General features: G+C 72.5%; 24 protein-coding genes. 15 read left to right on the top strand and 9 right to left on the bottom strand.

Going from position 1 to position 22,282, the window contains the following annotated elements; translation table 11 throughout:
* Window positions 1–379: 379 nt before the first annotated feature.
* On the bottom strand, window positions 380–1,357 hold the full coding sequence (locus ACWD0Y_RS31290) for a zinc-binding dehydrogenase (RefSeq protein ID WP_450263671.1): 978 nt from the start codon (window positions 1,355–1,357) through the stop codon (window positions 380–382).
* 110 nt (window positions 1,358–1,467) lie between these two features.
* Between ACWD0Y_RS31290 and ACWD0Y_RS31285 the strand changes: the two genes are divergently transcribed.
* Window positions 1,468–2,112 carry a TetR/AcrR family transcriptional regulator gene (locus ACWD0Y_RS31285; RefSeq protein WP_450263670.1) on the top strand — a complete coding sequence of 215 codons (645 nt, stop codon included), beginning with the start codon at window positions 1,468–1,470 and terminating at the stop codon, window positions 2,110–2,112.
* Between the two features lie 32 nt (window positions 2,113–2,144).
* The gene (locus ACWD0Y_RS31280) at window positions 2,145–4,130 is read left to right on the top strand and encodes a HelD family protein (protein WP_450263669.1); all 1,986 of its coding nucleotides are present in this window, start codon (window positions 2,145–2,147) and stop codon (window positions 4,128–4,130) included.
* A gap of 138 nt (window positions 4,131–4,268) precedes the next feature.
* On the opposite strand, the gene ACWD0Y_RS31275 is transcribed toward ACWD0Y_RS31280, so the two are convergent.
* Window positions 4,269–4,730: a nitroreductase family deazaflavin-dependent oxidoreductase gene (locus ACWD0Y_RS31275; protein ID WP_450263668.1), complete on the bottom strand. Its 462-nt coding sequence runs from the start codon at window positions 4,728–4,730 to the stop codon at window positions 4,269–4,271.
* A gap of 132 nt (window positions 4,731–4,862) precedes the next feature.
* On the opposite strand from ACWD0Y_RS31275, the gene ACWD0Y_RS31270 reads away from it, so the two are divergent.
* On the top strand, window positions 4,863–5,366 hold the full coding sequence (locus ACWD0Y_RS31270; RefSeq protein WP_450263667.1) for a DinB family protein: 504 nt from the start codon (window positions 4,863–4,865) through the stop codon (window positions 5,364–5,366).
* On the opposite strand, the gene ACWD0Y_RS31265 is transcribed toward ACWD0Y_RS31270, so the two are convergent.
* Window positions 5,363–6,127 (bottom strand): ArsR/SmtB family transcription factor, encoded by a 765-nt coding sequence (locus ACWD0Y_RS31265; protein WP_450263666.1) that lies wholly within the window; start codon window positions 6,125–6,127, stop codon window positions 5,363–5,365. The two genes, ACWD0Y_RS31270 and ACWD0Y_RS31265, sit on opposite strands and share 4 nt — an antisense overlap.
* 65 nt (window positions 6,128–6,192) lie before the next feature.
* Between ACWD0Y_RS31265 and ACWD0Y_RS31260 the strand changes: the two genes are divergently transcribed.
* The 4 genes from ACWD0Y_RS31260 (at window position 6,193) to ACWD0Y_RS31245 (ending at window position 8,789) form a co-directional block, all read left to right on the top strand.
* On the top strand, window positions 6,193–6,879 hold the full coding sequence (locus ACWD0Y_RS31260; protein ID WP_450263665.1) for a flavin reductase family protein: 687 nt from the start codon (window positions 6,193–6,195) through the stop codon (window positions 6,877–6,879).
* A 412-nt stretch (window positions 6,880–7,291) separates the two neighbouring features.
* Window positions 7,292–7,708: a helix-turn-helix domain-containing protein gene (locus ACWD0Y_RS31255; RefSeq protein WP_450263664.1), complete on the top strand. Its 417-nt coding sequence runs from the start codon at window positions 7,292–7,294 to the stop codon at window positions 7,706–7,708.
* 25 nt (window positions 7,709–7,733) lie between these two features.
* Window positions 7,734–8,312 carry a hypothetical protein gene (locus ACWD0Y_RS31250; protein WP_450263663.1) on the top strand — a complete coding sequence of 193 codons (579 nt, stop codon included), beginning with the start codon at window positions 7,734–7,736 and terminating at the stop codon, window positions 8,310–8,312.
* Between the two features lie 135 nt (window positions 8,313–8,447).
* Complete coding sequence (locus ACWD0Y_RS31245) at window positions 8,448–8,789, top strand: DUF2516 family protein (protein WP_450263662.1); 342 nt, start codon at window positions 8,448–8,450, stop codon at window positions 8,787–8,789.
* Window positions 8,790–8,847: 58 nt separating this feature from the next.
* Here ACWD0Y_RS31245 and ACWD0Y_RS31240 read toward each other — a convergent pair whose 3' ends face one another.
* The 3 genes from ACWD0Y_RS31240 to ACWD0Y_RS31230 form a co-directional block, all read right to left on the bottom strand.
* The gene (locus ACWD0Y_RS31240) at window positions 8,848–10,206 is read right to left on the bottom strand and encodes a PP2C family protein-serine/threonine phosphatase (RefSeq protein ID WP_450263661.1); all 1,359 of its coding nucleotides are present in this window, start codon (window positions 10,204–10,206) and stop codon (window positions 8,848–8,850) included.
* A 224-nt stretch (window positions 10,207–10,430) separates the two neighbouring features.
* Complete coding sequence (locus ACWD0Y_RS31235; RefSeq protein ID WP_450263660.1) at window positions 10,431–11,471, bottom strand: NlpC/P60 family protein; 1,041 nt, start codon at window positions 11,469–11,471, stop codon at window positions 10,431–10,433.
* A 210-nt stretch (window positions 11,472–11,681) separates the two neighbouring features.
* The gene (locus tag ACWD0Y_RS31230) at window positions 11,682–12,488 is read right to left on the bottom strand and encodes a class I SAM-dependent methyltransferase (protein WP_450263659.1); all 807 of its coding nucleotides are present in this window, start codon (window positions 12,486–12,488) and stop codon (window positions 11,682–11,684) included.
* A gap of 157 nt (window positions 12,489–12,645) precedes the next feature.
* Between ACWD0Y_RS31230 and mshA the strand changes: the two genes are divergently transcribed.
* From mshA to ACWD0Y_RS31210, 4 genes are all read left to right on the top strand, one after another.
* Entirely contained in the window at window positions 12,646–13,992 is a 1,347-nt protein-coding gene (gene mshA / locus ACWD0Y_RS31225; protein WP_450263658.1) for a D-inositol-3-phosphate glycosyltransferase, read from the top strand.
* Entirely contained in the window at window positions 13,985–14,488 is a 504-nt protein-coding gene (locus ACWD0Y_RS31220) for a YbjN domain-containing protein (RefSeq protein ID WP_450263657.1), read from the top strand. The genes mshA and ACWD0Y_RS31220 overlap by 8 nt, the downstream gene beginning before the upstream one ends.
* 223 nt (window positions 14,489–14,711) lie before the next feature.
* The gene (locus ACWD0Y_RS31215; protein WP_450263656.1) at window positions 14,712–15,719 is read left to right on the top strand and encodes an LAETG motif-containing sortase-dependent surface protein; all 1,008 of its coding nucleotides are present in this window, start codon (window positions 14,712–14,714) and stop codon (window positions 15,717–15,719) included.
* A gap of 295 nt (window positions 15,720–16,014) precedes the next feature.
* Window positions 16,015–16,233, top strand: a complete 219-nt coding sequence (locus ACWD0Y_RS31210) for a hypothetical protein (protein WP_450263655.1) — start codon at window positions 16,015–16,017, stop codon at window positions 16,231–16,233.
* Between the two features lie 54 nt (window positions 16,234–16,287).
* Here the strand turns inward: ACWD0Y_RS31210 and ACWD0Y_RS31205 are convergent, their stop codons facing one another.
* Window positions 16,288–17,616 (bottom strand): MDR family MFS transporter, encoded by a 1,329-nt coding sequence (locus ACWD0Y_RS31205; RefSeq protein ID WP_450263672.1) that lies wholly within the window; start codon window positions 17,614–17,616, stop codon window positions 16,288–16,290.
* Window positions 17,617–17,745: 129 nt separating this feature from the next.
* On the opposite strand from ACWD0Y_RS31205, the gene ACWD0Y_RS31200 reads away from it, so the two are divergent.
* The gene (locus tag ACWD0Y_RS31200; protein ID WP_093800264.1) at window positions 17,746–18,507 is read left to right on the top strand and encodes a phosphoglyceromutase; all 762 of its coding nucleotides are present in this window, start codon (window positions 17,746–17,748) and stop codon (window positions 18,505–18,507) included.
* A 117-nt stretch (window positions 18,508–18,624) separates the two neighbouring features.
* Entirely contained in the window at window positions 18,625–18,957 is a 333-nt protein-coding gene (locus ACWD0Y_RS31195) for a hypothetical protein (RefSeq protein ID WP_450263654.1), read from the top strand.
* Window positions 18,958–19,084: 127 nt separating this feature from the next.
* Here the strand turns inward: ACWD0Y_RS31195 and ACWD0Y_RS31190 are convergent, their stop codons facing one another.
* Entirely contained in the window at window positions 19,085–19,243 is a 159-nt protein-coding gene (locus ACWD0Y_RS31190; protein ID WP_450263653.1) for a hypothetical protein, read from the bottom strand.
* 101 nt (window positions 19,244–19,344) lie between these two features.
* Window positions 19,345–20,028 (bottom strand): phosphate signaling complex protein PhoU, encoded by a 684-nt coding sequence (gene phoU / locus ACWD0Y_RS31185; protein ID WP_450263652.1) that lies wholly within the window; start codon window positions 20,026–20,028, stop codon window positions 19,345–19,347.
* Window positions 20,029–20,218: 190 nt separating this feature from the next.
* Here phoU and ACWD0Y_RS31180 point away from each other — a divergent pair, with 190 nt between their 5' ends.
* A complete protein-coding gene (locus ACWD0Y_RS31180) occupies window positions 20,219–21,535 on the top strand; it encodes a sensor histidine kinase (RefSeq protein ID WP_450263651.1) in 1,317 nt (438 codons plus the stop codon).
* On the top strand, window positions 21,532–22,212 hold the full coding sequence (locus ACWD0Y_RS31175; protein ID WP_344497859.1) for a response regulator transcription factor: 681 nt from the start codon (window positions 21,532–21,534) through the stop codon (window positions 22,210–22,212). Before ACWD0Y_RS31180 ends, ACWD0Y_RS31175 begins: the two co-directional genes overlap by 4 nt.
* Window positions 22,213–22,282: the final 70 nt, after the last annotated feature.

Here is a 22,282-nt window from a genome sequence, read left to right as displayed (position 1 = left end):
TCGAAGTTGTCGTGGAAGAAGTCGAGCCCCTGCTTGGTGACCGTGAAGATGTCGTCCGCGTCGAAGTGCCGGGCGAGTCCCTTGCGGCACATGGCACCGGGTGGCACCAAGTGGTGCCACCCGGTGCCATGTGATGCCACAAGGGGCGGCCTGGCCCCCGCCTCACGGTCTGCCGCCGGGCCGGATCCGCTCCCTGGGCGGGTCCGGCAGGAAGACCGGCACCCCGTGCGACTCGGACTTCTCTACGTTGTTCCGCGGAGTTCCGCGGGGCCGGGCGGGCCCTCCGTGCGATCGGCCGCTCGACGCCCCGCGCCGGCTCGGAACCCCCGCGGAGCAGACGGCCACCGGCAGGACCGGTCCTACCGGGGTTTCCCGCGCCTCACCCGCTCAGGCTCGTGAGCAGCGCCTTGCCCGCCACTGCCCGCGCCTCGATCGCCGCGTGCGCCTCCGCGGCCCGGGCCAGCGGGAACGTGGCCGCGATCACCGGGCGCAGGCGGCCCGCCGCCGCCTGCGCCAGGGCCTGCGCCGACAACCGCGTGATGTCGGCCGCCCCGTACTGGACCTCGCTGATCCCGCGCAGCGTGATCCCCCGGCGTTCCGCCTCGCCCGCGTCGACGGCCGCGAAGCCGCCGCTGGACGCGCCGTGCGCCGAGACGCGGCCGCCGTCGGCCGTCAGCGCGAAGCCCGCCAGGCCCAGCTCGCCGCCCACGCCGTCCAGCAGTACGTCCGCCCCCGCGCCGCCGAGCGCCTCGCGGGCCCGGTCGGTCCAGCCCTCCTCGGAGTAGTCCACGACCGCGTCGGCGCCCAGCTCCCGTACGAGTCCCAGCTTCCGCTCGCCGCGCGCCGCCCCGACGACGCGGGCCCCGGCCGCACGGGCCATCTGCACCAGCAGTGTTCCCATGCCGCCCGACGCGCCCAGGATCAGCACCCGCTCGCCGGGCCGGATGCCGGCCGCCTCGGCGATGCCGGTGCCGGTGACGCCGTCGTGCGCGAGTGCGGCGGCCTCGTGCAGGCCGAGGCCGTCCGGGACCGGGATCAGCCGGTCGAGCGGGACGGCGACCCGTTCGGCGTACGTTCCGAGGGCGCCCGGCCCCGCCACGACCCGGCGGCCGGTCCACGCGGGGTCCACGCCCTCGCCCACGGCCAGTACCGTGCCGGCGGCCGCGCCGCCCGGCACGTACGGCGGCTCGATGCCGAACTGCGGGCCCCAGCCGCCGCGGATCTGCGTCTCGACGTAGATGGTGTCGGTCACGGCGACTTCGACGACCACCTGCCCGGGCCCGGCCACCGGGTCCGGCAGCTCGGTCGCCACCAGTACCTCCGGGCCGCCGAACTCCGCCACCTGGATTGCGCGCATGACGTTCACTCCCACTCCGCCGGTACCTGTGCGACTGCCTGTGCGGCTGCCCGTTCCACGAGTCTGGGACCTCAAGTTCTGTTGAGGTCAAGCGCGTACGCTTCGTCGTCATGAGTGGTTTGCGCGAGCGCAAGAAGCAGCGGACGTACCGGGTGATCTCCGATGCCGCGATCGCCCTGTTCCTGGAGAAGGGCTTCGACGGGGTCTCCGTGGCCGAGGTGGCGGCCGCGGCCGAGATCTCCAAGCCGACGCTGTTCCGGTACTTCCCCGCCAAGGAGGACCTCGCGCTGCACCGGTTCGCCGACCACGAGGACGAGGCGGCCCGGGTGGTGGCCGCCGGGCGCGCGGACGGGCTCTCGCCGCTGGACGCCCTGCACCGGCACTTCCTGGACGGACTCGGCCGGCGCGATCCGGTGACCGGGCTCTGCGACGACGCGGACGTGCTCGCCTTCCACCGGCTGCTGTACGGGACGCCGAGCCTGGTGGCCCGGCTGCACGCGTACGTCAAGCGTTCCGAGGAGGCGCTCGCCGCCGCGCTCGGCGGGCCGGACCTCCTGGCCTCGCGGCTCGCGGCCGGACAGATCGTCGCCGTGCAGCGGATCCTCGCCGAGGAGAACTGGCGCCGGATCGATGCGGGGGAGAGCGCGCGGGAGGTGTCCGCGGGGGCGGTGGCGGCGGCGGACCTGGCGTTCGGGCAGCTGAGGGACGGGCTGAGGGAAGCGGGCTGCGGAAAACGAGATTCTGAGTCTCGGTAAAATTAGTTACTCAGTTACGTTATCTTGGGCGGATGACGTCACCCGACCATGCCCTCAGCCAGGAACGGACCTTCCACGACCTCTGCCGCGCGGCCCTCGCCCGGATGACCGAAGGCGCCGGCGAGCGGGTCGTCACCGGCGAGGACGTCTCCGCCTCCGGTGCCGACGCCGAAGCCCTCGGCTTCCATCTGCGCTCGTACGCCAAGGAGTTGAGGCAGGAGCCCGAGAGCCCGCTCTTCTTCGGGCGGCTGGACCTGGCCGACGGCCGGAGCCACCACATCGGCCGCCGCCGCATCACCGAGCACCCCGCGGACCCGCCGCTGGTCATCGACTGGCGCGCCCCCGTCTCCCGCGCCTTCTACCAGGCGAGCGCACGCGACCCGCAGGGCGTGGCGGTGCGCCGGCGGTTCGGCTGGGCGCCATGGAGCAAGGGGGCGTCCGAGGACCTGACCGGGCTGGAGGACGAGCGGCTCGCGGCGGGGGAGGAAGCCGGCGGCGTACCGGGGAGCGGCATCCTCGCCGGCGAGATCGAGCGCCCCCGCGTCGGCCCGATGCGCGACATCGCCGCCACCATCCAGCCCGAGCAGGACGATCTCGTACGCTCCGGACTCACCGAATCCGTCTGTGTGCAGGGCGCCCCGGGCACCGGCAAGACCGCTGTCGGCCTGCACCGCGCGGCCTACCTCCTCTACACGTACCCGCAGCGCCTCAAGCGCGGCGGCCTGCTGATCCTCGGCCCCAACCGGACCTTCCTCTCCTACATCTCCGAGGTGCTGCCCGCCCTGGGCGAAAGCGGCATCAGGCAGTCGACGGTCGAGGACGAGACCGGCCGTCACCCCGTGCGCGCCCAGGACACCCCCGCGGCGGCCGCCGTCAAGCACGACGCCCGGATGGCGGCCGTGCTCCACCGGGCGCTGTACGGGCGGGTGTCGGCGCCCGCCGAGACCGTCGTCGTGCCGGACGGTTCGTACCGTTGGCGGATTCCGCTGGACGAGCTGGAGCGGATCGTCGCGGAGGTACGGGCCGAGGCGCCCCCGTACGCCGTCGGCCGCGAACGCGTCCGCACGCGCGCCGTCCGGGCGCTCCAGCTCCAGGCCGAACGGCGGGCCGGGCCGCCGGACAACGCGTGGCTGCGGCGGATGGGGCGGTCCCGGGCGGTCGGGGCGTTCGTCGACTCGGTGTGGCCGAAGGTCCGGCCGGAGGAGATCGTCGCCGCCGTGCTCACCGACCCGTCCGATCCGCTCCTCACCCCGGAGGAGCGGGGGGCGGTCCGCTGGGCGAAGCCGCCGCGCTCGTGGAAGAGCGCCAGGTGGTCGGCCGCCGACCTGGTGCTGATCGACGAGGTCGCCGGACTCGTCGAGCGTCCCGGAAGCTACGGTCACGTCGTCATCGACGAGGCGCAGGACCTGTCCCCGATGCAGTGCCGGGCGATCGCGCGCCGGGTCGGCTCCGGGTCGGTCACGGTGCTGGGCGACCTCGCGCAGGGCACGACGCCCTGGGCCGCCCGCACCTGGCCCGGACTCCTCGCCCACCTCGGCAGGCCCACGGCCGCCGTCGTCCCGCTGACCACCGGCTTCCGTGTCCCGGCCGCGATCGTGGAGCTGGCGAACCGGCTGCTGGGAGCACTGGACGTCGACGTACCGCCAGGGCGGTCGCTGCGCGCGGACGGGGAACTGTCGGTGCGTCAGGTGCCGGACGTGGTGGCGGCGACGGTCGACGCGGTACGGGCGGCACGGGCCCGGGAGGGATCGGTGGGCGTCATCGCGGACGCGGGGCGGGTGGCGGAGCTCAGGGAGGCGCTGGAGGCGGCGGGACTGGGGGAGACGCCCCGGGTGTCCGTGCTGCCCGCCACGCTCGCCAAGGGCCTCGAGTACGACCACGTCGTCGCCGTCGAACCGGCCGAGATCGCCGGAGCCGAGGAGCGGGGCCTGTACCGGCTCTATGTGGTGCTGACGCGGGCGGTCAGCCGCCTCGACGTGCTCCACCGGCTTCCGCTTCCGGCGGAGCTGCGGGCCTGAGCGCCTGCCTGCCGCCGTGGACCAACCCGGCGACCGGGCGGCGCCGTACGGGCCCGGAAGTCCCCCGGCGGCCCCCCGGCGCGGGGCCGCCCGTACGCCGCCGTACGCCGGGTGGCCCATCGCCTCACACGTCCCGCCTCACACGTCCGTACGCCGGAGCCGCACCACCGGAATGTCGCGGCTGGTCTTCTTCTGGTAGCTCTCGTACGGCGCGAAGACGTCCACCAGGTGCGGCCACACCCGGGCCTTCTCCTCGGGGGAGAGCGTCTCGGCGCGGGCCGGGAACCGCTCGGTACCGACCCGGAGTCGCACATCGGGGTTCTCCTGGATGTTCCGGTACCACAGTGGGTGCTTGTCGGAGCCGCCCTTCGACGCCACGATCAGATGGTCGTCGCCGTCGCGTCCGTAGATCAGCACGGTGCGCCGTGTGATGCCGCTGCGCCGCCCGACGTAGTCCAGCAGCAGGCACGGTGCGCCCTGCATCGTGATGCCCCTGGTGCCGCCGGACTCCTCGTACAGCTCGGCCTGTTCGGCCACCCAGCTGCTGGGGCTGAGCTTCACCGCACCGCTGTCGTCGCCGCCGCCGTTTCCGTGTGTCACGTGTGCCGCTCCTTCTCGCCGTGTCGCTGCTGTCCCGTCGTACTGCCGGGCATCCTCCAGATTCGCCCCTGGAGCCGCAGGCCGCACAAAATCGCTCGACAGCGGGTGTACGGGCGAAGAACATTCACCCCGATGACACGAACCGACGAACCTCCCACGCCCGACGAGCGCGCCTCGCTCGCCACCTTCCTCGACTACGTCCGCGACACCGCGCGCGCCAAGTGCGACGGCGTCTCGCCGGAGGACGCCCGCAGGGCGCCGCTGCCGGGCTCCCCGCTGATGACCCTGTGCGGGCTCATCAGCCACCTCCACTGGGTGGAGTACTACTGGTTCCAGGTGGCGTTCCTCGGCGAGGAGGACGAGGGGCCGTGGACGGACGAGGACCCGGACCGGGAGATGCGCATCGCGCTCGACGTCCCCCTGGCCGATCTCCTCTCGGCGTACGAGGCCCAGTGCGCCCGCTACCGGAAGCTGGTCGCCGAGCACGACCTGGACACCGAGGCGAAGCGCGCCGGGCGCAACGGCAAGCACCCCAATCTGCGCTGGATCCTGCTGCACCTGATCGAGGAGACCGCCCGCCACAACGGCCACCTCGACATCCTGCGGGAGCTGGCCGACGGCCGTACCGGCGCCTAGGCCCGCGCGCCGGCGCCTTCCTCCGCCCCCGTCAGCCGGGTCGTGCGCAGCACCTCGTCCGGGAGCGGCAGGTGCCGGCGCAGCGCGTCGCGGCCCTCGTCCGTCAGGGTGACGATGCGGGTGCCGCCCCGGCACACGAGCCAGGACGCGTCCACCGCGTGGCGGAACAGGGCCGCGCCCACCGCGCCCGCCAGGTGCGGGCGGCGTTCCGTCCAGTCGAGACAGGTACGGACGTGCGGGCGGCGGGAGGTGCCGGGACGGTCGTCGGCGATGCCCAGGCCGCGCAGCCAGGAGGCACCGGAGGCGGTGAGCGCCGGGCCGTAGTCCCAGGCGAGGAACTCCCGGGCGGTCATGGCTTCGGTGACCGCCACGCCCAGGGCGCCCGCCAGGTGGTCGTAGCAGGTACGGGCGTGCGCCAGGTCGCGGCGGCGGCGGGCGTCCGTCAGGGAACGGACGGGGGCCGGCCGCCGCGGCGCGTGGGCCGCGAGACCTTCGATCATCTCGGCGGTGTCCGGGCCCGCGAGGCGGACGTAACGGTGGCGGCCCCGGCGCTCCTGCGCCAGCAGCCCGCCCGCGACCAGCTGGTGCAGATGGCCGGTGGCGGTGGAGGGGGCCACGCCCGCCATGCGGGCCAGTTCCGTCGCCGTCCAGGCGCGGCCGTCGAGCAGTGCCAGGCAGAATGCGGCGCGCGTACGGTCCGCCAACAGGGCCGCCAGGGAGGCGAGATCCGGGCTGTCGGCGTACGAGTCGGGGCTGGTCACCGGATCATTCTCGCCGGACGTCACTTCGGCCGGCATCGAAGTGTCCCGCGCCTAGCGTTCCGGTCATGACGACGGCAACGACGGCAACGACAACCGCGACGACCGCGACGACCGCTGACAGGCACGTGGTGGTCCGGCCGAGCATCCTCTACTTCGGGACGCCGGTGGTCCTGGTGAGCTCGGAGAACGAGGACGGCTCCTGCAACCTGGCGCCGGTCTCCTCGGCCTGGGCGCTGGGACAGCACGTCGTCCTCGGCCTGGGCAGCGAGAGCCAGACCGTCCGGAACCTCTCCGCGCGGCCGGAACTGGTGATCAACCTGCCCTCGCCCGACCTGTGGGAGTCCGTGGAACGCCTCGCGCCGCTCACCGGCGCCGACCCGGTCCCGGCGGGCAAGCGCGCGGTGTACCGGTACGAGGCCGACAAGTTCTCCGCCGCCGGGCTCCGGCCGCAGGATTCGGAGAAGGTGCGGCCGGTCCGCGTCGCCGAGTGCCCGCTGCAACTGGAGGCGAGGGTGACCGCGACGACGGCCGGCGGCGCAGGCATGTTCTTCACCGTCGAGTGCCAGGTCGTACGCGTACACGCCGATGAGCGCATCGTGGTGCCGGGGACCCAGCACATCGACCCCGCGGTGTGGAGCCCCCTCATCTACAACTTCCGTCACTACCACGGTCTCGCCCCCGAAGTCGGTCACGGCTTCCGCTCGGAGACGGCCGGAAGGCCGCCGGCCGGAACACGCGCGACAAGGGCCTGAGGCGCGTGGTGCGCGGACCGTTGCCCGGCGTCCGGTTCCAGCCGGTACGGCAACGCGCTCACGGCTGGCGACGAGCCGAGCCCGGCGGTCTCACCGCCCCCGCACGGTCCTGCGCGCGATCACACCCGCCCACCAGGCCGTCCCCGCCCCGGCGCGCGCAGCAGTGCGGTCGCGTCCCGTGGCGGGACGAGGAGCCACGCCCGGCGCGGAAGCGGCAGGCGTCGCCGTACCGCGCGTTCCGGGGCCGTACGGCCCGTACGGCCGCCCGTGCCTGCCGCAGGTCCAGGGGGTGCAGGGACGCCCGCGCCCGCAGCGCGGTGCCCGCGTGCGTCCGTACTCGGTCGCGGCGACACGTAACACTTTTGCAAGCATGCGCTTGCAAAAGTTAGCAACCATGGCGCACTATCGGGACATGGCATCGCTCAACGTCGGCAATCTCGGTGAGTACCTGCGCGAGCAGCGGCGCAACGCGCAGCTGTCGCTGCGGCAGCTCGCCGACGCCGCCGGGGTGTCCAATCCGTACCTCAGCCAGATCGAGCGCGGGCTGCGCAAGCCGAGCGCGGAGATCCTCCAGCAGCTCGCGAAGGCGCTGCGGATCTCCGCCGAGACGCTGTACGTGCAGGCCGGCATCCTCGACGAGCGGGAGCGCGAGGACCTGGAGACGCGCGCCGTCATACTCGCCGACCCGTCGATCAACGAGCGGCAGAAGCAGGTTCTGCTGCAGATCTACGAGTCGTTCCGCAAAGAGAACGCGACGGACGCCGAAGCGGACGCCGTGACGGACGCCCCTGCCGGCGACAGCGATGCAGGCACACCACCCTCACAGTGAACTGAGATCCGGGAGGACCACAGTCATGGCCATCACCGATGACCTGCGCAAGACCCTCACCGACCCGACTCCCCTCTACTTCGCGGCCGGCACCGCGGACCTCGCCGTACAGCAGGCGAAGAAGGTGCCCGCGCTGATCGAGCAGCTGCGCGCCGAGGCCCCGGCGCGCATCGACGCCGTGCGCAACACCGACCCGAAGACCGTCCAGGACCGGGTGTCCACCCAGGCCAAGGAGGCCCAGGCCACCGTCCAGGCGAAGGTCACCGAGGTGCTCGGCGCGCTCGACACCGACCTGAAGAAGCTGGGCGAGCAGGCGCAGGACCTGGCGCTGCGGAGCGTGGGAGTGGCCGCCGAGTACGTGGTCAAGGCGCGCGAGACGTACGAGAAGGTCGCCGAGCACGGCGAGCAGAGCGTGAAGACCTGGCGCGGCGAGGCGGCCGAGGAGATCAACGAGATCGCCATCGCCGTCGAGCCCGACCCGGAGACCGGGAAGAGGGCGGACACGGACGGGCCGAAGGCCGCCGAGGCCAAGGCCGCCCCGGCGAAGAAGGCCCCCGCGCGCAAGGCGCCGGTGAAGAAGGCCACGCCGGCCGCCGACAAGTAGGCCAAGTCAGGCAGGCGGGGCGGACAGGGCAAGCGGGCGATACGAGCGCGAGCCGGGCACCTTTGTGGGTGTCCGGCTCGTTGTCCGGGTACCTTGGCCGCGAGGCGCTCATCCACTCTCTAGGCGGTGTACAGCATGTTGCTTTCGGCATTCGGCACTCTGTTGTGGTTGATCAACCTCGCCATGCTCGTCCTCGCCGTGGTGGCGCTGTTCTTCGCCGCGACGGCCCGCGAGGACGCGTACCGCGCCGCCGACAAGCAGACCAAGGTCTTCTGGCTGGTCCTGCTGGGCGTCACGGTCGCCGTGAACCTGTTCGTCCCGATGCTGTTCCTGCAGATCGCCGGTCTGGTCGCGACCATCGTCTTCATGGTCGACGTACGGCCCGCGGTCAGGCAGGTCTCGGGTGGCGGCGGTGGCGGCCGCAGGGGCGGCAGCAGCAGTGACGGCCCGTACGGGCCGTACAACGGCGGGCGTTAGGGCGCCGGTCACGACTGGAACCGTCCCGGGCCGGCCCGCCGCCCGGGACGGGCGCCGCTCAGCCGCGGTCGAGGAGCAGCAGCGCCACATCGTCGGTCAGTTCGCCGCCGTTGAGGTCCCGTGCCTCGGTGACCGCGGCCTCCAGAAGGTCCTCGCCGCCGAGTCCGGCCGCGAGCTGGCGGTTGATCATCTCCACCATCCCGTCCTGCCCGAGCCGCTGCTTCGAGCCCGGCGGGCCGACGCGGCCCTCGATCAGGCCGTCCGTGTACATCATCAGGCTCCAGGAACCGCCCAGTTCGACCTGGCGGCGCGACCAGCGGGCGCGCGGCAGCAGGCCGAGCGCGGGGCCCCCGTCCTCGTACGGGAGGAGCTGCGCGGCCCGGCCGTGGCGGGCTATCAGCGGGGACGGGTGACCGGCCAGGCACAGACCGGCCCGCCGTCCGTCCGGCGCGATGTCGACCGTGCAGAGCGTCGCGAAGATCTCCTCGCTCTCCCGCTCGTGCTCCAGGACCTGCTGGAGCGTGGAGAGCAGCTCGTCGCCGCACAGTCCCGCGAAGGTCAGGGCCCGCCAGGCGATGCGCAGCTCCACGCCGAGGGCGGCCTCGTCCGGGCCGTGGCCGCAGACGTCGCCGATCATCGCGTGGACCGTGCCGTCGGAGGTGCGGACCGTGTCGTAGAAGTCCCCGCCGAGCAGGGCGCGCGAGCGTCCCGGCCGGTAGCGGGAGGCGAAACGCAGGTTCGAGCCCTCCAGCAGCGGGGTGGGCAGCAGGCCGCGCTCCAGACGGGCGTTCTCCTGGGCGCGCAGCCGTGACTCGGCCAGCTTGTGCTGCGCGGTGTCGGCGCGCTTGCGCTCGACGGCGTACCGGATGGCGCGGCTGAGCTGGCGGCCGTCGAGCTCGTCGCGGAAGAGGTAGTCCTGGGCGCCGACGCGCACCGCCTCGGCGGCCCGCTCGGCGTCGGCCTCGGCCGTCAGCGCCAGCACGGCGTGCCGGGGCGCGAGGCGCAGCACGTGCCGCAGCGTCGCCAGCTCGTCCCCGTCCTCGCCGGAGGGCCCCGGCAGGGCCAGGTCGAGCAGGATGCAGTGCACGTCGTCCGTGAGCAGCCGCTCGGCCTCGGTGAGGTTGCGGGCGGTGCGGATACGGACACGGGTGCCGGCGGCGTCGAGCAGCGACGGGACGGTGAACGTCCCCGCCGGGTCGCCCTCGATCACCAGCAGGGTGAGGTCGTTGCTCTGCGCGGACGTGACAGGGGCTGCCGGGGCGGCCGGAGCCGCCGGGGCGGCGCGGTCCGCGGCTGCCCGGACTGCGACGGCTGCTGCGCTCTCCGTGCTGCTGCCGGCCTGCTGCTGCCGCGGCAGGACGGGCTGACCGTGCTCGACGGCCGGGTTCTCACGCTGCCGCGGTACGGGTACGGGCATCGGTCTCGGTTTCCTTCCCTCCCCCCGAGGGTGCGGCGGCACGCCGATCGACGTTCCGCCAGACGGGGACCATAGCGTCACCCGGCACCCCAACGGAATGCCGTGCGGAGGGCCGCCGGCGTCATATGCCGCCCCCCGCAACGCATCCGGCGGGGTCGGCGGGGTGCGGGGCCATGACGAACATCACGCCCCGCCGCCCCCGCGCCCCGTCCGTTCGGCCGCCGCTACTTGTCCGGACGTACGACGCCCAGGATCGGCATCGAACCGGCCCCGGCGACCGTCACGTCCCGGCCGGGACGCGGTGCGTGCACCATCGACCCGTCGCCCAGGTACATCCCGATGTGGCTGGCGTCGTCGAAGTAGACGATCAGGTCGCCGGGCCGCATGTCCTTCACGTCGACGCGCGGCAGCTGCCTCCACTGCTCCTGGGACGTGCGCGGTATGACCCGGCCCCCCGCGCGCCACGCCTGCGACGTCAGCCCCGAGCAGTCGAAGGAGCCGGGTCCCTCGGCGCCCCAGACGTACGGCTTGCCGATCTGCGCCATCGCGTACGCGACAGCCGTCTCGCCGTCCCGCGTCGCCCTGCCGCCGGTGGCCCGGAGGGCGCCGGAGTCCAGCCAGGCGGTCTGCGCTTCGCGCTGCGCCTCCTGCTCCATCCTGAGGAGCCGTTCCCGCTCCTCCTTCTCCAGCGTCGCTTCCAGCTTCTCGGCGGCGGCGATCTGCTTCTTGATCTCCTTCTTCGCCGCTTCCTTCTTCTCGCGGTGGGACTCCAGCTTCTTCAACCGGGAGGTCGCGTCCTGGGTGTACGCCTCCAAGTCGGCCTGGGTCCGCGACAGTTCGGCGATGAGCCCCTTGGCCGCCTGCTGGCCCTGCAGGATCCGGCTCGCCCCGTCCAGGAAGTGCTGAGGGTCGTCGCTGAGCATCAGGTGCGCCTCGGGCGGCAGACCGCCGCTGCGGTACCGGGCGCTGGCCTCGGCCCCCACCCGCTTCTTCAGCTCCTCGATGCGCTTCTTGCCCTCGGTGATCTCCTCGGTCAGCTCCGCGACCTCGGACGACTGCTTCTCGGCGCGCTCCTCGGCGAGGTTGTACGCGTCCGTGGCGGCCCCGGCCTTGCGGTAGAGGGCGTCGATCTCGCCGCGCACCTCCTGGAGGCGCTGCTCGCTCCTCGGCGGCCTGGGGTCCGCGTACGCCTGTCCAGGCACGGCCGACACGGCCAAGGCGCAGACCAGCACGATCGCGCTCGCGGCGCTGCGGTGTCGGTTCACGAGCTCCCCCCGGATCTCAGATCCCAGATCCCACATCACACATCACACATCCACATGTGATTTACCGTCAGTAACTTAGATTTCAATGCCGTGATGCTGCCATGCCGTCCGTCAAAACGACAGGGGTCCCCGCCCACAGGTTTCTGACGAACGGGCAGAGGGCCGTGTTCCCCTCCGGCGGTCACTCGTCCGAGGAGATCCGTACCGGTTTCAGGCGGTGCGGGGCTGGAGAGCGGCCCAGTTCACCGTGACTTCGCCCTGCCGCCACCGGCGCTCCCCGTCCGCCAGCGGCCAGTCGGCCGAGAGGTCGCGCACGGCCCTGATCCAGCGCTGCCGGGCGCCGAGCGAGGCGTACGGAGCGGCCGCCGCCCACGCCCGGTCGAAGTCCCGCAGGAAGGCGTGGACCGGCTCGCCCGGCACATTGCGGTGGATGAGCGCCTTCGGCAGCCGCTCCGCGAGGTCCGACGGCCGGTCCAGCGACCCGAGCCGGGTCGCGAAGGTGACCGTCCGCGGCCCCCCGGCCCCGAGCGCGACCCACACGTGCCGCCGCCCGATCTCGTCGCACGTCCCCTCGACCAGCAGCCCGCCGGGCGCCAGCCGTCCGCACAGCCGCGCCCAGACGGCGGCGACCTCCCCCTCGTCGTACTGGCGCAGCACGTTCGCCGCCCGGATGAGGGCGGGGCGGCGGCCGCTGGGCAGCGGCACCTCGAAACCGCCGTGCCGGAAGGCGAGGCCGTCGCGCTCGTACGGCTTCGCGGCGGCGACCCGGGCCGGCTCGATCTCGATGCCCACGACCTCGGCGGCGGGCGCGGCGGTGCGCAGCCGGCCGAGCAGCTCGACGGCGGTCCAGGGCGCGGCCCCGTACCCGAGGTCGACCGCGACGGGATCGTGGCTGCGGCGCAGCTCGGGGCCGTGCACGGCGGCGATCCAGCGGTCCATGCGGCGCAGGCGGTTCGGGTTGGTCGTCCCGCGGGTCACGGCGCCGACAGGGCGCGAGGGGGGAGTACGGGAGGCCATGAAGCGAGGGTAGACGCCCGCCCGGACCCGTAAAGGTTGAGGCGGGTTGGGTAATGATTTGGCAAAGCGGAAATTGGAGGGGGGCATTCCGCTGTTTGCGCTCAACGGAGGGCCACACCCCTCCCCCTGTCATGCCCGAGCGAGGAGGACCTTCGACGTGAGCCAGTACGTCTCCCGACTCGCCGGCACACTGGCGACGCCGCCCCGCCTGCGGCTGCCCGGCGCCCACCACCGCAAGCCGCGCCGCATCGCCATGCTCAGCGTCCACACCTCCCCGCTGCACCAGCCGGGAACGGGCGACGCGGGCGGCATGAACGTCTACATCGTCGAGCTCGCCAAGCGCCTGGCCGCGATCAACATCGAGGTCGAGATCTTCACCCGGGCGACCACGGGCGGCCTGCCCCCGAGCGTCGAGCTCGCGCCCGGCGTACTGGTCCGCCACGTCGACGCCGGGCCGTACGAGGGCCTCGCCAAGGAGGAGCTGCCCGCGCAGCTCTGCGCCTTCACGCACGGCGTGATGCAGGCCTGGGCCGGCCAGCGCCCCGGCTACTACGACCTCGTCCACTCCCACTACTGGCTCTCGGGACACGTCGGCTGGCTCGCCGCCGAGCGCTGGGGCGTCCCCCTCGTGCACGCCATGCACACCATGGCCAAGGTCAAGAACGCCGCGCTCGCGGAGGGCGACACACCCGAGCCGGCCGCGCGCGTCATCGGCGAGACGCAGATCGTGCGCGCCGCGGACCGCCTCGTCGCGAACACCGCGGAGGAGGCCGACGAGCTGGTCCGCTTCTACGAGGCCGACCCCGGCAAGGTCGCCGTCGTACACCCCGGCGTGAACCTGGAGCGCTTCCGCCCGGCCGACGGCCGGGCAGCGGCCCGCGACCGCCTGGACCTGCCCCAGGACGCGGTCGTCGCGCTCTTCGCCGGCCGCATCCAGCCGCTCAAGGCCCCGGACGTCCTGCTGCGCGCGGTCGCGGTGCTCCTCGACGAGGACCCGTCGCTGCGCTCGAAGCTCGTCGTGCCGGTCGTCGGCGGCCCCAGCGGCAGCGGCCTCGCCAAGCCCGAGGGCCTCCAGAAGCTCGCCGCCCGCCTCGGCATCGCCGACGTCGTGCGCTTCCGCCCGCCCGTCGGCCAGGACCGCCTCGCGGACTGGTTCAGGGCGGCATCGGTCCTCGTCATGCCGTCGTACAGCGAATCCTTCGGCCTGGTCGCGATAGAGGCCGAGGCGTCCGGCACACCGGTCGTGGCGGCGGCGGTGGGCGGTCTGCCCGTCGCCGTACGGGACGGGCAGACCGGCATCCTCGTCGAGGGCCACGACCCGGCCGGGTACGCCCGCGCGCTGCGCCGCTTCATCGACGATCCCGGCCTGGTGGACCGGATGGGCGCGGCGGCCGCCCGCCACGCGCAGTCCTTCGGCTGGGACACCGCCGCGTCCGCCACGGCCGACGTGTACACGGCCGCGATGCACGAGCACCGCCGTCGCGTACGCTCGCACCATGGCTGACGCACGGCAGACCGCCGCCGAGACGCTCGAACGGACGCTGAAGGACGCGGACCTGAAGTGGGAGAGCCCCGAGCCCGGCTCGTACGTGGTCACACTCCCCGGCACCCGCAAGCTGTCCACCACCTGCTCCCTGATCGTCGGCAGGCACTCCCTCTCGGTCAACGCCTTCGTGATCCGGCACCCCGACGAGAACGACGCGGCGGTGCACCGCTGGCTTCTGGAGCGCAACCTGCGCCTGTACGGGGTGAGTTACGCGATCGACAGCCTCGGCGACATCTACCTGGCCGGGAAGCTCCCGCTCTCCGCGGTGACCCCCGACGAGCTGGACCGCCTGCTGGGGAGCGTCCTGGAAGCGGCCGACGGCAGCTTCAACACCCTGCTGGAACTGGGTTTCGCGAGCGCGATCCGCAGGGAGTACGCGTGGCGGGTGTCGCGCGGCGAGTCGACCAGGAACCTGGACGCGTTCACCCACCTGACCCGGCCTGCGTCCGACTGACCCCGGCGGGCCGCCGAAGGCCCCGCGTGCGGCGCGAAGTTGACAGCGGCATGTGCCGAGAACAAACATGCCTCTTGCCGCTGGGGCCGCAGTGTCCCGGCGTGCGCCTCTGTGCCTTCCCCGACCATTCGCCCGGTGCGGCGTCGTCGCTCTTCCCTCTCCCGGCAGCTCGCGCTGCCTCGAGCGCTCGGCCGGGCGTTGTGAAGCCATGATTGGATTCCCTGTGTCCATAGCGAGTCGTGTCACCCTGTGGCGCCTGGCGGGGGTGGGCGCGGCAGCCCTCGCCCTGTCCGCGGCCGCCGTCACCTCCGCCCACGCGGACAGTTCCCCGGGCGGCGACGGGTGGGACAGCGGTCACCAGGCCGGTTACAAGCCGGGCACGGGCGCAGGTGTGAAGACCGCGACCGACCGCTGTGAGTTCTCTCTCGACGGGCAGGCGTGGAACGGCTCCGTCCGGGTCGACGACCTCAACCTCAGGCCGTCCGACGACGGCAAGGTGCACGTGAAGGTCCGGGCCACCGCGGACGCGGCGTCGTGCACGGCCTCCCTCGCCTCCTACCGTACGCACGGCGCGACGTGGCAGACCTCCGGTGAGCAGGTCTTCCACGACTTCGACACCGTGAACGTCAAGGACGGCGCGGTCGACACGCTCGACATCGCGGTGCCGGACGCCGGCTGTTTCGCCCAGGTCGACCTCTACCGCGGCAGCGTCAAGTACGACGGCAAGGCCGACGCGAACGACGGCTTCGAGCACGGGGACCTGCCGGTCGGTCCCAGCCGCCCGGTCATCAAGGACAAGCTGATCGCGGCCTGGAACGGCGGTACGGAGGACTGCACTCGGCAGACCGTTCCGGCGCCCGGCAAGACCCCGTCCGAGGTCCCCTCCGCGACCCCGTCCGACACCCCCTCGCAGACCCCTTCGCAGACTCCTTCGCAGTCCCCGGCCGGGACGGAGGCCACCCCCGCGGCGGAGAAGCCCGCGGCGTCCGGGCCGGCGACGTCCACGGAGGCCGAAACGGCCCCCGCCGGTGAGTCCGCGGCGGCCTCCGCCCCGGGCTCGCCGTCCGGGTCGGCCCCCGCGAACCCGGTGTCCGACGACTCCACCGGCCCGCTGGCCGAGACCGGCAGCAGCAACGTCGGCGTCCTCGTCGCCGGTGCGGCCGTTCTGCTCGCCGGCGGCGGCGGAGTCCTCTTCGCCGTGCGGCGCCGCCAGGCCACGCGCCCCCACTGACGACTGACGACAGCTCAGGTACCGGAAGGGGTACGGCGGACTGCCCGCCGTACCCCTTCCGCGTACGCGAACACAGTGGACGCGCACCCTTCCCCGCCTTCGGCCTCCCCGGCATGCTCGCCGGCGATGCGACGCAGACCCGGACCCTGTTCGCATCCACGGAGGCCGGGCCCGGGCTCATGGGCACCAGCCGAGGTGCCCCCACCGGACGGAGCCTGATCGCCGGTGCGACGGCCGTCGCGGCGGTGACGCCTCCGCCGGCTCCCTCCGCGGCGCCCGCTCCACCCACGGGAACGTGAGGGCCACCAACGCCCGCGCCGGACCCGTGAGGACCGGCACCGTCGCCCCGTGCCGCGCGACCGTCGGCATCAGCGAGGTCGGGGAGTTCGACCGGACCGACGTCCCCGGCATCCCCGGACCGCTGCGCTCACGGCTGGCGGCGTACGGCGCTCCCGGCTCCGTACGGCCGCGCAACCCGTACGACGCCCGGCGCGCCCTCGCCCCCGGGAGCTGACGGCGGGCGCTGACCGTGGGCACTGACCGCGGGCACTGACCGCGGGCACTGGCCTCAGGCGACGGCCCCGGGCTCCACCGCCGCCTTCCGCACACCGGCGGCGGAGTGACCCGCCACTGCTTCCGCCACCACCGCTTCCACCGCCGCTTCCACCGCCGCTTCCACCGTCTCCGTCTCCGCCGGAAGGTTCCGCATCAGCAGCCAGTACCCGGCCGCCGCCACCGTCCCCAGCACCGCGCAGGCCCCCCACAGCCACTCCGCCCCGTACCGGTCGATCAGGAAGCCGGACATCAGCGGGGCGACCAGCGCCGCCGCCGACCACGACATCGTGTAGACGCCCTGGTAGCGGCCGCGCCCGTGCACCGGTGACAGCCGCACCACCAGGCCCGTCTGGACCGGGGAGTTCACGATCTCCGCCAGCGTCCAGACGCACACGGTCAGCGCGTAGACGGCGATCGACCCGGCGAAAGCGGTGAGTCCGAAGCCGTACCCCGCGAGCAGCGACGAGACGATCAGCAGCCGACGCGGATCCCGGTGCTCGATGAACCTGGTCACCGGTATCTGCAGGGCCACGATCAGCACACCGTTGACCGCGATCGCCATGCCGAAGTCCGCGCTGGTGAAGCCGTCCGTGCCCATCGCCACCGGCAGGCCGACGTACCCCTGCTGGAAGATCAGGGCGATGACGAACGACAGCCCGACCACGCCCATGAAACGCCCGTCACGCAGCACGGTCCCCAGCCCGGCGTCCGGCTCGGCCGGTCTGCCCGCCGCGTCCGTCACCCGTACCGGCCTGGACTCGGGCAGCTTCACGAAGATCAGCACCGCGCACACCAGCGTCATCGCGGCCTCGCCGAGGAAGCCCGCCAGATAGCTGTACTCGGCGATGAACCCGGCCCCCGCCGACGAGATCGCGAACCCGAGATTGATCGCCCAGTAGTTCAGGGAGAAGGCGCGCACCCGGTCCTCGGGCTTCACGATGTCCGCCATCATCGCCTGCACCGCCGGGCGCGACGCGTTGCTCGCCATGCCGACGAGGAAGGCGACGGCCGCGATCGCCACCGGGTGCTCCATGAAGCCGAGCAGCGCCACCGAGAAGGCCGTCGACGTCTGCGCGACCAGCAGGGTGGGGCGCCGGCCGAGCCGGTCGGTCATCACGCCCGCGCCGAGGGAGGAGATGACACCGCCGAGCCCGTGCAGCGAGGCCACGAGTCCGGCGTACGACGCCGAGTAGCCGCGGTCCAGGGTCAGGTACAGCGCCATGAAGGTCGCGACGAAGGCCCCGAGCCGGTTGACGAGGGTGCTCGTCCACAGCCACCAGAACTCCTTGGGAAGCCCGGCGACGCTCTCGCGCACGGCCCGTCTCACACTCTTCACGGACACGGTGGACATCGGGCTTCCCCCAGGGATGTAAGCGGCTCAGCGGTATCCGCAACTTACAAGTGCCCTGCTCAGGGGAGCCAGTCAATTGACGGCAGGCGTCAATCGTGGCGCGTGGATTAGGCTCGGCGCATGGCCGAAGCACCGTACAAGCTGATCCTCCTCCGCCACGGCGAGAGCGAATGGAACGCGAAGAACCTGTTCACCGGATGGGTGGACGTCAACCTCACCGAGAAGGGCGAGAAGGAGGCGGTACGCGGCGGTGAGCTGCTCGTGGACGCCGGCCTGCTGCCCGACGTCCTGCACACCTCGCTCCAGAAGCGCGCGATCCGCACCGCCCAGCTGGCGCTGGAGTCCGCGGACCGTCACTGGATCCCCGTCCACCGCTCCTGGCGTCTGAACGAGCGCCACTACGGCGCCCTCCAGGGCAAGGACAAGGCGCAGACCCTCGCCGAGTTCGGCGAGGAGCAGTTCATGCTGTGGCGCCGCTCGTACGACACCCCGCCGCCGGTCCTGGAGGACGGCACGGCGTTCTCCCAGTCCGACGACCCGCGCTACGCGACGATCCCCAGCGAGCTGCGCCCGCGCACCGAGTGCCTCAAGGACGTCGTCGAGCGCATGCTGCCGTACTGGTACGACGGCATCGTCCCGGACCTCCTCGCGGGCCGCACGGTCCTGGTCGCCGCCCACGGCAACTCGCTGCGCGGCCTGGTGAAGCACCTCGACGGCATCTCCGACGAGGACATCACCGGACTGAACATCCCGACCGGCATCCCGCTCTACTACGAGCTCGACGCCGACTTCCACCCGGTCACCAAGGGCGGCACGTACCTCGACCCGGAGGCCGCGAAGGCCGCCATCGAAGCCGTGAAGAACCAGGGCAAGAAGAAGTAACACCTACGGATCGAGCCCCCTGCCGCGGATGTTCCGCGGCGGGGGGCTCGGTGCTGCGTGACGCGGCGTGAAGGTTTCCTGCGGTCCGAGAAGTACGCGAAGAGGCGAGAGCACAGAATGAGCGACACCCTGCTGACCACACTGGCCACTGCCATGGCGCAGCTGGTCACGGCCATCGACATGACGGACGAGGACGAGGTCGATCCGGACCTGGCCACGACCTGGTTCGAAGACGTCGCCTACAACCTCGGCAGGCTCTCCACCGAGGACCGCCACCGGCTCGCGGCGCTCTTCAGGGAAGCGGCCATGGAGGAGACGCGGCCCGAGTTCCGGGAGGCGATGCTGGAGGTGCCGGAGAGCTTCGGCCTCGAGGACGACGAAGACGACGAGGGCGACGAGGGCTACGAGAGCGGCCAGTACGGCCGGTACGACGAAGGCGACCGGGTGTAGGACCGGGGCCGGGTGCAGGCCCGGATCCGGGCACAGGCCCGTACAGCCCCGTACAGAACCCGTACGGAAAGGGCCCCGTCCTCACCGGACGGGGCCCTTCCCGCGAACACCAGCGGCACCGGCCTCACTAACCGCTGCAGCCGCCGCACTGGCACGGCGCGCCCGACTGGCAGCCGCAGCCGCAGCCGGAGCCGCAGCCGCAGGCGCCGAGGACGGGCAGCGCGGGCAGGCGGACCGCCTCGGCCGGCGGGTCCTGCGGGGAGCGGGATATGGGGGAATCGGCCATGGGGATCCTCCTCGAAGAGGCACGCGGCGTACTCCTGCTGCTGCCCATTGGATCCCCACGGGGGCGGGCGCATCAACGGCGCACACGCGCAATTCCCGGGCTTACTCGCCCGGCGAGGGCGTGGCGGCCGCCGCCTGGATCTCGTCCGCGTGCTCACCCGTCACCAGGTACACCACGCGCTTCGCCACCGAGACCGCGTGGTCGGCGAAACGCTCGTAGTAACGGCCCAGCAGCGTGACGTCGACCGCCGTCTCGATGCCGTGCTTCCAGCGGTCGTCCATCAGGTGCTGGAACAGCGTGCGGTGCAGCAGGTCCATCTCGTCGTCGTCGTGCTCCAGCTGGAGCGCGAGGTCGACGTCCTTCGTGGTGATGACCTCCGCCGCCTTCGCCATCAGGCGCTGCGCGAGCTGGCCCATCTCCAGGATGGTCGCGTGCAGGTCGTGCGGCACGGCCGAGGCCGGGAAGCGCAGCCGGGCGAGCTTCGCCACGTGCTGGGCCAGGTCGCCCGAACGCTCCAGGTCGGCGCTCATCCGCAGCGAGGTGACGACGATCCGCAGGTCCGTCGCGACGGGCTGCTGGCGGGCCAGCAGGGCTATCGCACGCGCCTCCAGGTCGTGCTGGAGGTCGTCGACCTTCTGGTCGGCGGCGATCACGCTCTCGGCGAGCTTGAGGTCCGCGTCGAGCATGGCCGTGGTGGCCCGTCCGATCGCCGACCCGACGAGCCGGGCCATCTCGACCAGGGCTTCGCCGATCGAGTCAAGTTCCTCGTGGTACGCGTCGCGCATGAAAGTCCCTCTCTTGTCCTTCTGAGGTCAGCCTCTGAACCCCACGCTCCCACGTTCTGTCCGTTACGCGTCCGCTTCCGGCACCCCAAGTGAACCAACCCCATCACCTCGGTGAACTCTGAGCGACGAGTGTTCGAGCGTCCACCCTTTTGGCTGGGGCGCCGTCATCACCCCGGCATAACCTGGGTGCATGGACGTGAACGCGGCAGTCGCCGCAGCAGCAGCGATCGCCGGTCTGTGCACCGGCGTGGTCGCCGTGCTGACGTTCCGCTGGAGCGAGCGCGAGCAGGCCAGACCCACCCGGTCCTCGCTGCGCCCCGACATCAACGCGGTGCTGCCCCCGGGCGTCGACACCGTGCTCTCCGTACTCCGCTCCTCCGCCGTCGTACTGGACGAGAGCGACAGCGTCGTCAAGGCCAGCTCGGCGGCGTACGCCCTCGGGCTCGTCCGGGGCGGAAAGCTCGCCGTGGACCCCATGCTCCACATGGCCCGCGACACCCGCAGGGACGGCGAGATACGCCAGGTCGAGCTGGACCTCCCCCGTCGCGGCACGGGCCGCGGCGAGGCTCTCGCCGTGTCCGCCCGCGTCGCCCCGCTGGGCTCGCGCCTCGTCCTGCTCCTGGTGGAGGACCTCACCGAGGCCCGCCGCATCGAAGCGGTACGGCGCGACTTCGTCGCGAATGTCAGCCATGAGCTCAAGACTCCTACCGGAGCGCTCTCGCTGCTCTCCGAAGCCGTCATGGACGCGTCGGACGACCCGGAGGCGGTCACCCGGTTCGCGGGCCGCATGCAGATCGAGGCGACCCGCCTCACCAATCTGGTCCAGGAGCTCATCGACCTCTCCCGCGTCCAGAACGACGACCCGCTGGAGGACGCCGAGCCGGTCCGCGTGGACGAACTGGTCGCCGAGGCCATGGACCGCAGCCGCCACGCCGCGTCCACCAAGAACATCACGATGGCCGCCGGCGGCACCGCGGGCCTGTACGTCTGGGGCAACCGCGGCCAGCTCGCCGCCGCACTCGGCAACCTCGTCGAGAACGCCGTCAACTACAGCCCGGCCCGCACCCGCGTCGGCATCGCCGGCCGCCGGATCTCCACGCCCGGCGGCGGGGGAGCCTTCCCGGCCTCCGGCTCCGGCGGGCTGATCGAGATAGCCGTCACCGACCAGGGCATCGGCATCTCCGAGAAGGACCGTGAGCGGATCTTCGAGCGCTTCTACCGCGTGGACCCGGCCCGCTCCAGGGCGACCGGCGGCACCGGCCTGGGCCTCGCCATCGTCAAGCACGTGGCCGCCTCGCACGGCGGGGAGGTCGCGGTGTGGAGCTCCGAGGGACAGGGCTCCACCTTCACCCTGCGGCTGCCCGAAGCAGCCGCGCCGCGCGACCGGTCACCGGTCGCCGCTCCGGACGCCCCGGACACCCCGGACGACGACGTCGACGAGGACGACGGCGGCCCGTACAAGACCACTGATCGCGAACCCATTCCTGCCCCGGAGGTCCTTCCGTGACCCGAGTGCTCGTCGTCGAGGATGAGGAATCCTTCAGCGACGTCCTGTCCTACATGCTCCGCAAGGAGGGCTTCGAGGTCGCCATCGCGACCACGGGCCCCGACGGGCTCGACGAGTTCGAGCGCAACGGCGCCGACCTCGTCCTGCTGGACCTGATGCTCCCCGGCCTGCCCGGCACCGAGGTCTGCCGCCAGCTGCGCAGTCGTTCCAACGTCCCGGTCATCATGGTGACCGCCAAGGACAGTGAGATCGACAAGGTCGTGGGCCTGGAGATAGGAGCAGACGACTACGTCACGAAGCCCTTCTCCTCGCGCGAGCTGGTCGCCCGCATCCGCGCCGTCCTGCGCCGCAGGGGAGAGCCGGAGGAGGTCACCCCGGCGGCCCTGGAGGCCGGCCCGGTCCGCATGGACGTCGACCGTCACGTGGTCACGGTCGGCGGCGGCAAGGTCGACCTCCCGCTGAAGGAGTTCGACCTCCTGGAGATGCTGCTCCGCAACGCGGGCCGGGTCCTCACCCGCATGCAGCTGATCGACCGCGTGTGGGGCGCCGACTACGTGGGCGACACCAAGACCCTCGACGTCCACGTGAAGCGCCTGCGGGCCAAGATCGAGCCCGATCCGGGAGCGCCGCGCTACCTGGTGACGGTCCGCGGCCTGGGGTACAAGTTCGAGCCGTAGACCGAAACCGTTCACCGTTCACGCACGGGGGCGCGTTCACGAACGGGGGCGCCCCGCCGGTACGTACCGG

The sequence above is a fragment of the Streptomyces altiplanensis genome, from assembly GCF_053591575.1.
This window is presented reverse-complemented; position numbering and strand designations above follow the sequence as displayed.

Coding starts and splice junctions, on each gene's coding strand:
- phoU (WP_450263652.1), bottom strand. CDS start 20,028: ATGCGCGACGCGTACCACGAGGAACTTGACTCGATCGGCGAAGCCCTG.
- ACWD0Y_RS31200 (WP_093800264.1), top strand. CDS start 17,746: ATGGCCGAAGCACCGTACAAGCTGATCCTCCTCCGCCACGGCGAGAGC.
- ACWD0Y_RS31250 (WP_450263663.1), top strand. CDS start 7,734: ATGGCCATCACCGATGACCTGCGCAAGACCCTCACCGACCCGACTCCC.
- ACWD0Y_RS31240 (WP_450263661.1), bottom strand. CDS start 10,206: ATGCCCGTACCCGTACCGCGGCAGCGTGAGAACCCGGCCGTCGAGCAC.
- ACWD0Y_RS31245 (WP_450263662.1), top strand. CDS start 8,448: ATGTTGCTTTCGGCATTCGGCACTCTGTTGTGGTTGATCAACCTCGCC.
- ACWD0Y_RS31280 (WP_450263669.1), top strand. CDS start 2,145: ATGACGTCACCCGACCATGCCCTCAGCCAGGAACGGACCTTCCACGAC.
- ACWD0Y_RS31255 (WP_450263664.1), top strand. CDS start 7,292: ATGGCATCGCTCAACGTCGGCAATCTCGGTGAGTACCTGCGCGAGCAG.
- ACWD0Y_RS31180 (WP_450263651.1), top strand. CDS start 20,219: ATGGACGTGAACGCGGCAGTCGCCGCAGCAGCAGCGATCGCCGGTCTG.
- ACWD0Y_RS31290 (WP_450263671.1), bottom strand. CDS start 1,357: ATGCGCGCAATCCAGGTGGCGGAGTTCGGCGGCCCGGAGGTACTGGTG.
- ACWD0Y_RS31260 (WP_450263665.1), top strand. CDS start 6,193: ATGACGACGGCAACGACGGCAACGACAACCGCGACGACCGCGACGACC.
- ACWD0Y_RS31220 (WP_450263657.1), top strand. CDS start 13,985: ATGGCTGACGCACGGCAGACCGCCGCCGAGACGCTCGAACGGACGCTG.
- ACWD0Y_RS31195 (WP_450263654.1), top strand. CDS start 18,625: ATGAGCGACACCCTGCTGACCACACTGGCCACTGCCATGGCGCAGCTG.
- ACWD0Y_RS31285 (WP_450263670.1), top strand. CDS start 1,468: ATGAGTGGTTTGCGCGAGCGCAAGAAGCAGCGGACGTACCGGGTGATC.
- ACWD0Y_RS31270 (WP_450263667.1), top strand. CDS start 4,863: ATGACACGAACCGACGAACCTCCCACGCCCGACGAGCGCGCCTCGCTC.
- ACWD0Y_RS31190 (WP_450263653.1), bottom strand. CDS start 19,243: ATGGCCGATTCCCCCATATCCCGCTCCCCGCAGGACCCGCCGGCCGAG.
- ACWD0Y_RS31230 (WP_450263659.1), bottom strand. CDS start 12,488: ATGGCCTCCCGTACTCCCCCCTCGCGCCCTGTCGGCGCCGTGACCCGC.